Origin of the sequence: Pseudomonas sp. R38(2017), from assembly GCF_002112395.1 — a bacterium.
Lineage (GTDB): Bacteria > Pseudomonadota > Gammaproteobacteria > Pseudomonadales > Pseudomonadaceae > Aquipseudomonas.
This window is the reverse complement of record NZ_NEHN01000001.1, coordinates 140,267-153,287: the sequence shown is the minus strand read 5'-3', so window position 1 is coordinate 153,287 and position 13,021 is coordinate 140,267. Positions and strand designations below refer to the sequence as shown.

13 protein-coding genes are annotated in these 13,021 nt (G+C 61.5%); 4 read left to right on the top strand and 9 right to left on the bottom strand.

Annotated features, from left to right (window positions below; genetic code table 11):
- Positions 1-106 precede the first annotated feature (106 nt).
- Positions 107-1,426, top strand: a complete 1,320-nt coding sequence (locus CAF87_RS00655; RefSeq protein WP_085730228.1) for an MFS transporter — start codon at positions 107-109, stop codon at positions 1,424-1,426.
- A 64-nt stretch (positions 1,427-1,490) separates the two neighbouring features.
- Here CAF87_RS00655 and CAF87_RS00650 read toward each other — a convergent pair whose 3' ends face one another.
- Positions 1,491-2,249, bottom strand: a complete 759-nt coding sequence (locus CAF87_RS00650; protein ID WP_085730227.1) for a hypothetical protein — start codon at positions 2,247-2,249, stop codon at positions 1,491-1,493.
- A gap of 347 nt (positions 2,250-2,596) precedes the next feature.
- Between CAF87_RS00650 and CAF87_RS00645 the strand changes: the two genes are divergently transcribed.
- Complete coding sequence (locus CAF87_RS00645; RefSeq protein WP_085730226.1) at positions 2,597-2,914, top strand: hypothetical protein; 318 nt, start codon at positions 2,597-2,599, stop codon at positions 2,912-2,914.
- 128 nt (positions 2,915-3,042) lie between these two features.
- The gene (locus CAF87_RS00640) at positions 3,043-3,672 is read left to right on the top strand and encodes a flavin reductase family protein (protein ID WP_085730225.1); all 630 of its coding nucleotides are present in this window, start codon (positions 3,043-3,045) and stop codon (positions 3,670-3,672) included.
- A 6-nt stretch (positions 3,673-3,678) separates the two neighbouring features.
- Here CAF87_RS00640 and CAF87_RS00635 read toward each other — a convergent pair whose 3' ends face one another.
- Complete coding sequence (locus tag CAF87_RS00635; RefSeq protein ID WP_065258578.1) at positions 3,679-3,921, bottom strand: hypothetical protein; 243 nt, start codon at positions 3,919-3,921, stop codon at positions 3,679-3,681.
- Between the two features lie 43 nt (positions 3,922-3,964).
- Positions 3,965-4,318 (bottom strand): putative quinol monooxygenase, encoded by a 354-nt coding sequence (locus CAF87_RS00630; RefSeq protein ID WP_085730224.1) that lies wholly within the window; start codon positions 4,316-4,318, stop codon positions 3,965-3,967.
- A 335-nt stretch (positions 4,319-4,653) separates the two neighbouring features.
- On the opposite strand from CAF87_RS00630, the gene CAF87_RS00625 reads away from it, so the two are divergent.
- A complete protein-coding gene (locus tag CAF87_RS00625) occupies positions 4,654-5,583 on the top strand; it encodes an AraC family transcriptional regulator (RefSeq protein ID WP_085730223.1) in 930 nt (309 codons plus the stop codon).
- On the opposite strand, the gene CAF87_RS00620 is transcribed toward CAF87_RS00625, so the two are convergent.
- From CAF87_RS00620 to CAF87_RS00595, 6 genes are all read right to left on the bottom strand, one after another.
- Positions 5,584-6,639 carry an ABC transporter ATP-binding protein gene (locus tag CAF87_RS00620; RefSeq protein ID WP_085709574.1) on the bottom strand — a complete coding sequence of 352 codons (1,056 nt, stop codon included), beginning with the start codon at positions 6,637-6,639 and terminating at the stop codon, positions 5,584-5,586.
- A 14-nt stretch (positions 6,640-6,653) separates the two neighbouring features.
- On the bottom strand, positions 6,654-7,502 hold the full coding sequence (locus CAF87_RS00615; protein ID WP_007960165.1) for an ABC transporter permease: 849 nt from the start codon (positions 7,500-7,502) through the stop codon (positions 6,654-6,656).
- Positions 7,499-8,407, bottom strand: a complete 909-nt coding sequence (locus tag CAF87_RS00610) for an ABC transporter permease (protein WP_085730222.1) — start codon at positions 8,405-8,407, stop codon at positions 7,499-7,501. Before CAF87_RS00610 ends, CAF87_RS00615 begins: the two co-directional genes overlap by 4 nt.
- Positions 8,408-8,478: 71 nt before the next feature.
- On the bottom strand, positions 8,479-9,582 hold the full coding sequence (locus CAF87_RS00605; RefSeq protein ID WP_085730221.1) for an ABC transporter substrate-binding protein: 1,104 nt from the start codon (positions 9,580-9,582) through the stop codon (positions 8,479-8,481).
- 217 nt (positions 9,583-9,799) lie between these two features.
- Positions 9,800-11,248 carry an aldehyde dehydrogenase family protein gene (locus CAF87_RS00600; RefSeq protein WP_170929654.1) on the bottom strand — a complete coding sequence of 483 codons (1,449 nt, stop codon included), beginning with the start codon at positions 11,246-11,248 and terminating at the stop codon, positions 9,800-9,802.
- A complete protein-coding gene (locus CAF87_RS00595; protein WP_085730220.1) occupies positions 11,248-12,885 on the bottom strand; it encodes a 5-guanidino-2-oxopentanoate decarboxylase in 1,638 nt (545 codons plus the stop codon). Before CAF87_RS00595 ends, CAF87_RS00600 begins: the two co-directional genes overlap by 1 nt.
- Positions 12,886-13,021: the final 136 nt, after the last annotated feature.

Sequence of the window (13,021 nt, the reverse complement as noted above, 5' to 3'; positions counted from 1 at the left end):
ACCCCCTCTAAACCGGCCCTCCCCCCATTGGCACAGCTCCTGCTATAGCCCTCGCAGGCTGCGTTTCAACGCGCTCCACAAAAACAATTAAACGAAGGATCCTTCAATGGATAACTCCAACGCCCTGCCTCTTGGGTCGGCTGCCGTGCCGACTAAAGAACGAACCACCGCCAGTCGCATCAAGTCGATCTTCAGCGGTTCCGTCGGCAACATGGTCGAGTGGTATGACTGGTACGTCTACGCCGCCTTCTCGCTGTACTTCGCCAAGACATTTTTCCCCGCCGGTTCCACCACCGCCCAACTGATGAACACCGCCGCGATCTTCGCCGTGGGCTTTCTGATGCGCCCGATCGGTGGCTGGCTGATGGGCCTGTACGCCGACAAGGTCGGACGTAAAAAGGCGCTGATGGCCTCGGTGTACCTGATGTGCTTCGGCTCCCTGCTGATCGCCCTCAGCCCGAACTACGAAACCATCGGCATCGGCGCACCGATCCTGCTGGTGTTTGCCCGTCTGCTGCAGGGCCTGTCGGTCGGCGGCGAGTACGGCACCTCCGCCACTTACCTGTCGGAGATGGCAACCAAGGAACGTCGCGGCTTCTTCTCCAGCTTCCAGTACGTGACCCTGATCTCCGGCCAGCTCATCGCGCTGGGCGTGTTGATCGTGCTGCAACAGATGCTCACCACCGAGCAACTGTACGCATGGGGCTGGCGTATTCCGTTCGCCATCGGCGCGCTGTGCGCAATCGTCGCGCTGTACCTGCGTCGCGGCATGGAAGAAACCGAATCGTTCACCAAGAAAGAGAAGTCCAAGGAAAGCGCCATGCGCACCTTGCTGCGCCATCCGAAGGAACTGCTCACCGTGGTCGGCCTGACCATGGGCGGTACACTGGCGTTCTACACCTACACCACTTACATGCAGAAATACCTGGTGAACACCGTCGGCATGAGCATTTCCGACTCCACCACCATTTCTGCGGCCACGCTGTTCCTGTTCATGTGCCTGCAACCGATCATCGGTGGCCTGTCCGACAAGATCGGCCGTCGTCCGATCCTGATCGCCTTCGGCGTGCTGGGCACGATCTTCACCGTGCCGATCCTGATGACGCTGCACACCATCCAGACCTGGTGGGGCGCGTTCTTCCTGATCATGGCGGCGCTGATCATCGTCAGCGGCTACACCTCGATCAACGCCGTGGTGAAGGCCGAGCTGTTCCCGACCGAAATCCGCGCTCTGGGCGTCGGCCTGCCGTACGCACTGACCGTGTCGATCTTCGGCGGCACCGCCGAATACATCGCGCTCTGGTTCAAGAGCATCGGTATGGAAACCGGTTACTACTGGTACGTGACCGCGTGCATCGCGGTGTCCCTGCTGGTGTACATCACCATGAAAGACACCCAGAAACATTCGCGCATCGTCACTGACTGATCGCAAAAAAAAACGCGCGAAGGTGCAAGACCTTCGCGCGTTTGCATTCAGCCCGATCGCCCGATCAGGACAACTCGGCAACGCCCTGTTTGCCGCCAAAGCGCTTCTGCGCATAAGACGCGCCCACGATCATCACCAACAGAATCCCCGCCAGCACTGCCGACGAACCGATGGTGCCGAAGTCCAGACCGCCCTTCTCATGAGACTTGGTCATCAAGTCGCCCAAGGTCGCGCCAAACGGCCGGGTCAGCACGAACGCCACCCAGAACAGCGCCACCGACGAAATCTTGGTGAAGTACTTGAGCAGTACCACTACCGCAATCGCCGAGCCGATCAACAGCGCGCCACCGGCAAAACCCAGGCCCGAGTCGTCCGCCAGGTAATCGCCGAGCGCGGTGCCTAGGGTGTTGGAGAACAGGATCGCCATCCAGTAGAACATCTCGCCGCGAAAGCTCTGCACCTTGGTGACGTTGAGCGAATCGCCGCTCAAGCGCCACGCCGCGAAGATCGCCAGCAGGATCGCGATCAGGATCATGGAACCTGTGGCGTAACCCAGCTCCAGCGTGCGGTCCATGAAGTCGGACATGGTGGTGCCGGCGGTGCTGGTCGACAGGATCACGATCCAGTACAGCAGCGGCTTGTAGGTCTTGGACATCAGTTGCGTGACCAGCGTTAGGACGAACACGCTGATCAGGATCAGCGAGCTCATGGCGTAGCCGACGTTGAGGGTCATCGACAGCAAATCCCCCGCGGTTTCCCCCAGGGTCGTCGCGCAGATTTTCATGACCCAGAAGGCCAGGGTGATTTGAGGCAGTTTGTTCATTGCAGGTAAAGCTCCAGTGTGTGACGGCCGGCTCTTGGTTTTCTGGCCGCCGGCAGACTGGCGTTGCGAGGGTGAAAAACCGGTCGGGAATGTATGAAAAATCTGTCACACAAGCCAAAAGCGGCGATTAATCACCGGTTAATGCCCCTGCCGCATCCTGCACTTACCTGATCGATTGACTGCGCGTCGCTCGCTCCCAAGACGAGACGAATTGAATGCGTCGCCCTTAATATCAAGTTAATCGATTGTTTTTAGCATTATTTTGCGCTTTTTAATCAATTTAGTTGGCGTAGCATGAACCCCATGCAAGACACACCGCCAACGAATTTCGAATCTGGAGAACGACCATGAAAACCAAACTGATCCTCGCCCTGACCCTGTCCGTACTGGCCGCCAACACCTTCGCCGCCGATGGCTCGGACAAAACCAAATCCGCCGATTTCATCTCCGGCGCCAGCGCCGCCATCGAAACCAGCCACTCCGGCGCCTACGCAGCCGATGGTTTCGACAAAACCAACGTTGGCAAAGCGGTTGCTGCCGATGGCTTCGACAAGACTGGCACCGCTGCAGCCATCGCTGCCGACGGCTTCGACAAGACCGGCACCGCCGCTGCCATCGCGGCCGACGGTTTCGATAAAACCGGCACTGCTGCAGCTATCAGCTGATCGGCAGAATGCAGACACCAAAGCCCGGCCATTGCCGGGCTTGTTCATTTCTAAAGGTCGGCATTTGATCTTCGCGGACCGGACTTGCACTATTGGCCGCTTATAAAAGCCTTCAGGAACACCCCGCCATGCCCGATGACATCCATTTCTACGAACCGGCCAACGGCCACGGCCTGCCCCACGATCCGTTCAACGCCATCGTCGGTCCGCGCCCCATCGGCTGGATTTCTTCGCAGGATGCCCAGGGCAAGTTGAATCTGGCGCCTTACAGCTTTTTCAACGCGTTCAACTACATTCCGCCGATCATCGGGTTCTCCAGCGTCGGGCGCAAAGACAGCCTGAACAACATCGAGCAGACCGGCGAGTTCGTCTGGAACCTCGCGACCCGGCCGCTGGCCGAGCAGATGAACCAGAGCTGCGCAGCCGTTGCGCCCGAAGTCAACGAGTTCGAACTGGCGGGTCTGACGCCGGTGGCGTCGAAGGTGATTGCCGTACCGCGTGTGGCCGAAAGCCCGGTGTCCTTCGAGTGCAAGGTCACGCAGATCATTCAGTTGCAGCGCGCCGACGGCGAGACGGTGCCGAGCTGGCTGGTGCTCGGCGAAGTGGTCGCCGTACACATTGCCAAATGGCTGTTGAAGGACGGGATCTACGACACCGCCGCCGCAGAACCGATTCTGCGCGGCGGCGGGCCGGCGGACTACTTCCAGCTGGGGCCGGAGGCGTTGTTCAAGATGTGGCGCCCGGGCGCCGTCAAGTAAACGCGGTTACCAGATCAGCTCGGCGTCATCAGTGACGCCCTTGAGCTTGTCCAGCTCGTTGATGGCCGCTTCATCGGCGGCAATGGCGCCAGGGAATACCTGGTCATTCAACAGTTTGTGAAAGCGTGGCGCACCACCGTCGACCAGGGCCTTGACCGCGATTGCCGCGAAATAACCCTTGTTGCTGCCCAACTCGACGGGGACTACAGCGGAAACCGCTTCGAAGTGTTCGAACTCTTTACGTGCCATATCGCAGGTCCTGGCTCAGTCAGATAGGCCGGCCATTAAACCCTCAACCGGCGAGTTTGTGTATCGGCGCGCAACTTTGACCCAGCGCCTGCACTGCCGACACGTCTTTAAACGTGTGGAAATCCAGGCTGTTGACCACCAGGTCCTGCACCAACTCTGCAAAGACTTCCATCGACGGGCTGCTGAAGTAAGCGGTCATCGATTGCTGGTTATTCCAGAATCCGGAAACCAGCCACAACTCCGGATCACACTGCGAATGCTGCAAGGAAAAGCTCAGGCAACCAGCGGCGGCGCGGGACGGCTCGATCAGCGCGCTCAGGCGCATGCCGAGTTCCGCCGAGCGGCCGGCGCGCGCTCGAACGAAGGCCATATGACTGACGGGAATCTGCTTGGACATGTTCAACCCTCCCAGGGAGTCGCGTGGCAGCCGGGGACGGGCTGCGACAGGATCCAAGGTTAAGGGCCGTGCAGCATTCGCCGTTAGTCGATTCCTGCCGTCGCGTTGCACAATCCTGCGAGACTGTCTTCCAGGCCTGTAACAACGCATGAATGGCTGTCACCGTCCTGTCACACCGGTTTCGAGCAAGTTTGCCGGGATGCGCCCTGTCATGTCTGGGCAGACCAGCAACGCCATGCAGGATCAGGCAAGCATTTCGCAGGATGTGTCTACCGCTTGCGCTTGCACAAACTTATGCTCTGCTCCCATTCCATCCCTTGCCGAGGAGGCTGTGCATGACGTCATTCGATCGTTTTCAGGCGCCGCCCGATGCCGACATGGAAAAGCAGCGCGAGGAACTGGCGGCGATCATTCGCCGCAACACCTCCGAAGATGGCAGTTATGCCACCGCCGTCGGCTCGCTGTTCATGTCGCGCCACACAAAATCCCACGATTTCGCCCCGGTGCTCGCACAACCGGCGCTGTGCATCATGGCGCAGGGTCGCAAGGAGGTGCGGCTGGCAGACGAATACTTCAATTACGATCCGCTGAATTATCTGGTGGTCTCGGTCTCGATGCCGTTGAGCGGTCGGGTGGTGAATGTCTCGCCTCTGGAACCGATCCTCGCCGTGCGCCTGGACATCGATCCGGCAGAAATCACCGCGCTGATTGCCGACGCCGGCCCCATGGGCGTACCGACCCGGCCGACCGGGCGCGGTCTGTATGTGGAAAGGATCGACAGCGCGATGCTCGATGCAGTGCTGCGCCTGGCCCGACTGCTCGACACGCCGAAAGACATCGCCATGCTCGCGCCACTGATTCGCCGGGAGATTCTCTATCGCCTGTTGCGCAGCCCGCAGGGCCATCGGCTGTACGAAATCGCCATCGCCAACAGCCAGAGCCACCGCATCAGCCAGGCGATCAAATGGCTCAACGGCAACTTCGAACAGCCGTTGCGCATCGATGATCTGGCGAAGGAAGTGAACCTCAGCGTCTCGACCCTGCATCACCGTTTCAAGGCGATGACGGCGATGAGTCCGTTGCAGTATCAGAAGCAGCTGCGCCTGCAGGAGGCGCGGCGCCTGATGCTGGCTGAAGGGCTGGAGGCATCGGCGGCCGGATATCGCGTGGGGTATGAAAGCCCGTCGCAATTCAGCCGCGAGTACAGCCGGTTGTTCGGCGCGCCGCCGCTAAGGGATCTGGCGCGCCTTCGGCTGAGTGTCTAATCAGGCGCCGAGTACCCGACACGCCTCACTCGGCAACGTCACCGACACCGGATGCCCGATCCCCAGCCCGATGCCCTGACACGGCGTGCTCAGCGCCGTGAAGGTCACCCCGGAACATTCCACCGTAGTCTCGATGGTTGCGCCGATGTCGCGCACGAACGTCACCTTGCCCAGCAGGCGATTGCCCGCCGTGGCCTGGGGTGCCGACAGTTGCAGGTCCTCGGGGCGAATCAACATCTTCACTTTCTGCCCGACCACGATGCTGCTGCAGATCGGCACTTGCAGGGCATCGCCGCCCGGCAGCACGACCTTGCCGTCGCCCAACGCTGTGGCCGGGAAGATGTTGCCGGAGCCGATGAAGTCCGCGACGAATTCGTTGGCCGGATGGCGGTAGATTTCAATGGGCGTGCCCACTTGTTGCACCCGATGCTCGCCCAGCACCACCACGATGTCAGCCATGGTCATGGCCTCGCGTTGATCGTGGGTGACCATGATGGTGGTGATGTTCAGGCGTTGTTGTAGCTGGCGGATTTCCACCTGCATCGACTCGCGCAACTTGGCATCCAGCGCCGACAGTGGTTCATCGAGCAGAAGGATTTTCGGGTGCGAAGCGATCGCCCGGGCAATCGCCACCCGCTGACGCTGACCGCCGGAGAGTTTCGCCACCGGACGATCGATCATCGGTTGCAGCTGGATCAGCTCCAGCAATTCCACCACCCGCGCCTGTTGATCCGCCTTGCTCACGCCGCGCAGTTTCAGCGGATAGGCGATGTTCTCGCCCACGGTCATGTGCGGAAACAATGCCAGCGACTGGAACACCATACCGAAGTTGCGCAGGTGCGCCGGGGTGTGGCCGATGTCTTCGCCGTCCAGGCGGATCTCGCCGCCGGTGAGGGTTTCCAGCCCGGCGATCATTCGCAGCAAGGTGGTCTTGCCGCAGCCCGACGGACCGAGGAAGCACACCAGTTTGCCCTCGGGCAAATGCAGGTTGACGTCTTTTACCGCGCAGGCCGAGCCGTAGTGTTTCTCGACGTTTTCCAGAATCAGACCAGACATAACTCACCTCAAAATCAGAAGGAAACGCCGCCCTCGCCCACCAGCTTCTCCAGCGCCCAGATCAGGACGAAGTCGATCAGCACAATCAGCACGGCAAACGAGAACACGGTAGGGTCGAGCGATGACACGGTGCGGCTGTACATCCAGATCGGCACGGTCATGACGTCGATGGTGTAGAGGAAATAGGTCACGGTGAATTCGTTGAAGGAGACGATGAACGCCAGCAGCATCCCCGCCAGAATCCCCGATTTCATCAACGGCACCACCACATCGACGATGGCGCGCAGTGGCGAAGCGCCGAGCATCTGCGCGGCCTCTTCGACTTCGCTGCCGATGGAAAGCATGGCCGCCGTGCAGTTCTTCACCACGAACGGCAGCGCCAGAATCACGTGGGCAATCACCAGACGCGACGTAGTCATGTGGAACGGCAGGCTGTCGAACACCAGCAGCAAGGCCAGCCCCAGCACCACCATCGGGAACACCAGCGGCAGCGACATCAGTTGCAGTGCCACACCCTTGCCACGGAATTCGCAACGGGTCAGCGCGTAAGCCGCCGGCACCGCGATCAGCGTGGCGAAAATCATCGTCAGGCACGACACCAGCAAACTGGTGCCCATGGCTTGGCCGAGGCTCAGCACATCACTGGCGTCCGGCGACACAAACGTGTGCCACGCCGCCTTGTACCACTGCAGGCTGTAACTGCTCGGCGGGAAGTCGAGGTTCGACGCGCCACTGAACGACATCACGATCATGGTCAGGATCGGCAACACGGCCAGGAACAAAATGATCCCGGAAAGGATGCCCGCAAACTTGCCGGTGTCGCCCGGCAGCAGCGACTGACGCTTCTTGATCAGGGCACTCATTGCGAAGCCTCCAGCAGACGGCGACGGCGGCCGGTGATGTATTCGGACAAGGTCATGATGGCGAGCGTGGTGACGATCAGCACCACCCCGGCGGCGGACGCGGCAGGCCAGTTCATCAGCGGGGCGATCTGGTCATGCACCATCACCGCGAGCATCGGCACGCGACGGCCACCCAGCAGAAGTGGCACCACAAAGCTGCTGGCGTTGTAGGCGAACACCAGGGTCGCGCCAGTGATGATCCCCGGCAGACTCATCGGCAATACCACCTGACGGAACACTTGAAAACGGCTGGCGCCAAGGGTGGCAGCAGCTTCTTCGTAGCTGCGGGCGACACCGCGCATGGCGCTGGCAATCGGCAGCACGGCCAACGGAAACGCGGTCTGCACCAACCCCATCAACACGCCGTTCTGGTTGTACAGCAACATGATCGGACGCTTGATCAGACCGAGGCCCATCAGGGTCTGGTTGAGCATGCCGCCGGGGCCGAGGATCACCAGCCAGCCGTAGCTTTGCAGCAGCAGGTTGACCAGCAGCGGCAACAGTACCGCCGCCAGAAAAATCCGCCGCACGAACGGCGAGGTCAGGCGCGACATGGTGTAGGCCACCGGGATCGCCAGCACCACGGCGATCACCGCGCTGATCAGCGCCAGACGCAAGGTCAGCAGCAACGATTTGAGGTAGTAGGGTTCGAGCAACTGCGCGTAACTGGCCAGGCTGAAACCGGACCACTCCGCGCCTTTGGTGCCGACGCTCATGCGCAGCACCAGCAGGCTGGCGGCAATCAGCACGCCGAGAAACAGCATCGACGGCGTGAGGAAAAACCACGCCCGCGCCGTCGGCGAAATACCGCGCGCCGGGCGCACGTCACCCGCGCCGACCGGTTGGGTCAGGGATTGATGTTCCATAGCAATGATCTCGTCAATGGAAAACGAATCTCCCGGGCACCCCGATCATGCGGTGCCCCGGAAGGTCGGCGTCAGGAAGAAAAGATTTCCGTGTAGCGACGAATCCACTGGTCATGCACAGTCGCCAGGAAGGCGTTGTCGTGCATGATCGCCTTCTCCGCAATCTGCTCCGGCGTGAGGATGAACGGGCTCTTGCGCGCTTCGGCGGAGATGATCGCCTTGGCGTTGACCGGGCCGTTGAAGATGTCTTCGGCCATCTTGCCCTGTACCAGCGGGTCGAGGGAGTGGTCGATGAAGGCGTAGGCCAGGTCGGTGTCGCCCGGACGGTTCTTCGGCATCACCGAGAGCATCAGGTCGGTGTAGAAACCTTCCTTCATGCCGAACGTGGCGCCGAGGCCGTAGTTCGGATCGCGGATCTGCTTGGGGAAAAACGCCGGGGCGTAGAGGCCGCCCATGTCCAGAGAACCGGTGCGGAACAGCTCGGCAATCTGGTTGGGGTTTTCGCCCAGGGTCACCACACGCTCCTTGAGCTCGGCGAGTTTCTTGAAGCCCGGTTCGATGTTGTGCTCGTCACCACCGGCCAGTTTGGCGGCGATGATGATCAGGTCCATGGCCTCGGTCCAGTTCGGCGGCGGCAGGAAAATGTTCGGTGCCAGATCGGCGTCCCACAGCGCGGCGTAACTGTCCGGCGCTTCCTTCTGGGTGCGGGTGCTGTAGACCAGACTGTTGCACCACAGCAGGTAACCGATGCCGTGACCGTTGGCCCCGGTGCGGTATTTTTCCGGGACGTCGATCAGGTTGGGAATGCGGTTGAGATCGGGCTTTTCCAGCAGTCCGGCAGCGGCCAGACCTTCGGCGCCGACCCCGGCCAGGGTGATGATGTCGTACTGCGGACGGTCACCGCCGGCCTTTAGTTTGGCGACCATTTCCGAAGTGCTGCCGGTACGGTCGGCAATCACTTTGGCGCCGGTCTTGGCCTCGAACGTTGCAGCGATGTTGCGCAGTGCGGCGAGGCCCGTGTCATCGGACCAGGTCAGCAGGCGCAGGGTCTTGCCGGCAAAGCGGGTGTCGCTGGCACTGGCCCGGATGAAGGGCATGCTCATGGCCGCCGCAGCCACCGAGGCCACGCCGACGGTTTTGATGAATTGACGCCTGTTCAGATCGTGCTCGCCCATTTAGGACTCCCATTATTTTTCTAAGTATGAGATTGATCGCAACCCTTGCATCTGCCTGACCGATATTGCTCAAGCGCCCGGTTTCAAAGGGTTTGAGCGTGGTCTGCGGGTTCATCCTGAGGTCGTGCAAAACACCTGACTATCGATAAAAACTCATTGGAGCCATGACGCCGGCGCATGCCTCGTTGCGAGGCATGCGCTGACCTTTTTCGGGCATTCAGAGCGCGCGGATCACGTGCTTGATTTCCTGAAATGCAGCCAGGCCCCACGGCCCCAACTCGCGGCCGATGCTGCTCTGTTTGTAGCCGCCCCACGCGGTCTGCGGAAAGATCACCTGCGGCGCGTTGAGCCACACCAGCCCCGCCTGCAAGGCGTTGGCGACCCGATCCGCCGTCTCGGCATTGCGCGTGACGACACTGGCGACCAGACCGAACTGGCTGTCGTTGGCCAGGGCAATCGCCTCGGCTTCCGAAGCGAAACTGCGCACGCAGATCACCGGGCCGAAGATCTCTTCACACCACAGCGCACTGTCGAGGGGCACTTCGGTGAAGATCGTCGGCTGCAAGAAATAGCCGCGCTGCAGATCGGCGGGACGATTGCCGCCACAGATCAGCTTGGCACCGGCGCTCAGACCACGGTCGATGTGACCGAGCACGCGCTGGTACTGCGCCTGATTGACCAGCGCGCCCATCTCGACTTCCGGGTCGAACGGATCGGCCACACGGATTTTCTCCGCACGGGCCTTCAAGCGGATCAGAAATTCATCGGCCAGTTCATCGGCAACCAGCACCCGGCTGGTGGCCGAGCACATCTGCCCGGCGTTGAAGAAACCGCCACCGCAGGCCAGTTCCACCGCCAGATCGAGGTCGGCATCTTCCAGAATCAGCAACGAGGATTTGCCGCCCAGTTCCAGGCTCACGCCCTTCACGGTTTCAGCGGCGCGCTGCATCACTTGCACACCGACGGCGTTGCTGCCGGTGAAGGAAACCTTGGCGATGCGCGGGTCCGCTGACAGCGGCGCACCGACCGCCAGACCGGTGCCGCACACCAGGTTGAACACGCCTTTTGGCAGACCGGATTCGGCGATGATGGTCGCCAGCTCCAGTTCCGGCAACGGCGTGACTTCAGAAGGTTTGAGCACCACGCAGCAACCGGCGGCCAAGGCCGGGGCGAGTTTCCATGCGGTGGTGACCATCGGGAAATTCCACGGCACGATCAGGCCGACCACACCGCACGGCTCGCGGCGCAGACGTGCGCTGAAGTCGTCGCTCGGCAGCGGCACGTTGCTGTCCTGTTTTGCATCAAGACTTTCGGCGAGTCCGGCGTAGTACTCGAATGTGGCAATCACATCATCGACATCGATGCCCGCTTCAAACTGCGGTTTGCCGTTGTTGCTCGACTGCAGGTTCATCAAGTGATCACGGCCATTACGCACGCCTTCGGCAATCTTGCGCAAAATTGCGCCGCGCTCGGCTCCCGTGGTTTTCGACCAGACCTTGAAGGCTTCGGTCGCCGCCGCTACAGCTTGGTTGACGGCGCTTTCGTCACCGCCATTGACCGTGGTCAGCAGCGCTTCGGTGGCCGGATTGATGACGCGCAGGTGTTCGCGACCGGCGGACCATTGGCCGTTGATGTACAGGCCGTCGAGTGTGGTCGGGAAATTCATCATTTGGCCACCGCCTTCATCCATTGGGTCTGGTCGATTTCGATCAGGGTCGGGCCCTGACGATCGGTGGCGGCGCGCAGTGCACCGCGCAGATGTTCGGCGGAGCTGATCGCTTCCGCCGCGCAACCCAGGGCCTTGGCCACACCGATGAAGTCAGGGGTGTAGATGTCGACGCCCACCGGCTCGATGGCGCGGTTGACCATGTATTTCTTGATCTCTTCGTAACCCTGGTTATTCCACAGCAGGATGATCACAGGCGTGCGCGCCTCCACGGCGCTGGCCAGTTCCGGCAGGGTGAATTGCAGACCGCCGTCGCCGATCAGGCATACCACCGGCGGACGTGCGCCATGTTCGAAGTTGCCGCCAAGCCACGCGCCAATCGCTGCCGGCAAGGCGTAACCGAGGGTGCCGTAACCGGTGGACGAGTTGAACCAGCGGCGCGGGCGCTCCGGGTTGAACGTGAGGTTGCCGGTGTACACCGGTTGCGTGGAGTCGCCGACGAACACGGCGTTCGGCAATTCGTGCAGCACGGTTTCGAGGAACCGGGTCTGAGCCAGGGTCGGCGCATCCCAGGTTGCGGCCAGGTCTTCACGCAGACGCGCAGCGCGTACCTGACCCCAATCGTTGCGGCGTTCGGCCAGCGGTTTGTGCGACAGCGCACTGAGCAGCGCTTGCGCCGCGTTGCGCGAGTCGGCGACCAGCGCCACGTGAGGCGGGTAGTTGCGCACGGTCTGGTCGGGATCGATATCGACGCGCAGCAACTTGCCGGGGATTTCGAAGCCGCCGGCGAAGGTGACGTCGTAGTCGGTTTCCGCCAGCTCGGTGCCGATCGCCAGCACCACGTCGGCATCCGCCACCAGGGCGCGGGTCGCGACCAGGCTCTGGGTCGAACCGATCAACAGCGGATGGCTGGACGGCAACATGCCTTTGGCGTTGATGGTCAGGGCCACCGGTGCGTCGAGCAGCTCGGCCAGTTCGGTGAGTTCGGCAGCCGCGTCAATGGCGCCGCCACCGGCGAGGATCAGCGGACGTTGTGCGCCGGCCAGCAGTTCAGTCATGCGGCTCACGGCGGCCGGCGCGGCACCGGCGCGGTCGATGTTGACCGGCACGCTGGTCAGCAGTTCGTCGGCTTCTTCGACCAGCACGTCCAGCGGAATCTCGATGTGCACAGGACGCGGACGCCCGGCCTGGAACAGCGCAAACGCACGGGCCAGCACGCCCGGCAATTCGGACGCCGACATCAGGGTGTGGGAGAACGCCGCCACGCCGCCGACCAGTGCACTCTGGTTCGGCAGTTCATGCAGCTTGCCGCGACCACCGCCCAGTTGACTGCGCGACTGCACGCTGGAGATCACCAGCATCGGGATCGAATCGGCATAGGCCTGGCCCATCGCCGTGGTGATGTTGGTCATGCCCGGGCCGGTGATGATGAAGCACACACCCGGTTTGCCGCTGGTGCGGGCGTAGCCGTCGGCCATGAAGCCGGCGCCTTGTTCATGCCGGGGGGTGACGTGGTTGATGCTCGAACGGGCCAGCCCGCGATACAACTCCACGGTATGTACCCCGGGAATGCCGAACACCTGCTCGACCCCGTAACCTTCGAGTAACTTGACCAGTACTTCGCCACACGTCGCCATGTCTTTGCCCTTCTTGTTCGTTGAGGCACCGGGCTTTAAAGGAACCGGTGATTGGCCTCATTGAAACGGGCGACCCGTAGCCGCAACAATCGATAAAAGCTCATACTAGCCATGTCCTCACGTCATACCTTGGATC

Bases quoted from the DNA above. Each gene is read 5' to 3' on its own strand.
- CAF87_RS00655 (WP_085730228.1), top strand. From the start codon at position 107: ATGGATAACTCCAACGCCCTGCCTCTTGGGTCGGCTGCCGTGCCGACT.
- CAF87_RS00650 (WP_085730227.1), bottom strand. From the start codon at position 2,249: ATGAACAAACTGCCTCAAATCACCCTGGCCTTCTGGGTCATGAAAATC.
- CAF87_RS00645 (WP_085730226.1), top strand. From the start codon at position 2,597: ATGAAAACCAAACTGATCCTCGCCCTGACCCTGTCCGTACTGGCCGCC.
- CAF87_RS00640 (WP_085730225.1), top strand. From the start codon at position 3,043: ATGCCCGATGACATCCATTTCTACGAACCGGCCAACGGCCACGGCCTG.
- CAF87_RS00635 (WP_065258578.1), bottom strand. From the start codon at position 3,921: ATGGCACGTAAAGAGTTCGAACACTTCGAAGCGGTTTCCGCTGTAGTC.
- CAF87_RS00630 (WP_085730224.1), bottom strand. From the start codon at position 4,318: ATGTCCAAGCAGATTCCCGTCAGTCATATGGCCTTCGTTCGAGCGCGC.
- CAF87_RS00625 (WP_085730223.1), top strand. From the start codon at position 4,654: ATGACGTCATTCGATCGTTTTCAGGCGCCGCCCGATGCCGACATGGAA.
- CAF87_RS00620 (WP_085709574.1), bottom strand. From the start codon at position 6,639: ATGTCTGGTCTGATTCTGGAAAACGTCGAGAAACACTACGGCTCGGCC.
- CAF87_RS00615 (WP_007960165.1), bottom strand. From the start codon at position 7,502: ATGAGTGCCCTGATCAAGAAGCGTCAGTCGCTGCTGCCGGGCGACACC.
- CAF87_RS00610 (WP_085730222.1), bottom strand. From the start codon at position 8,407: ATGGAACATCAATCCCTGACCCAACCGGTCGGCGCGGGTGACGTGCGC.
- CAF87_RS00605 (WP_085730221.1), bottom strand. From the start codon at position 9,582: ATGGGCGAGCACGATCTGAACAGGCGTCAATTCATCAAAACCGTCGGC.
- CAF87_RS00600 (WP_170929654.1), bottom strand. From the start codon at position 11,248: ATGAATTTCCCGACCACACTCGACGGCCTGTACATCAACGGCCAATGG.
- CAF87_RS00595 (WP_085730220.1), bottom strand. From the start codon at position 12,885: ATGGCGACGTGTGGCGAAGTACTGGTCAAGTTACTCGAAGGTTACGGG.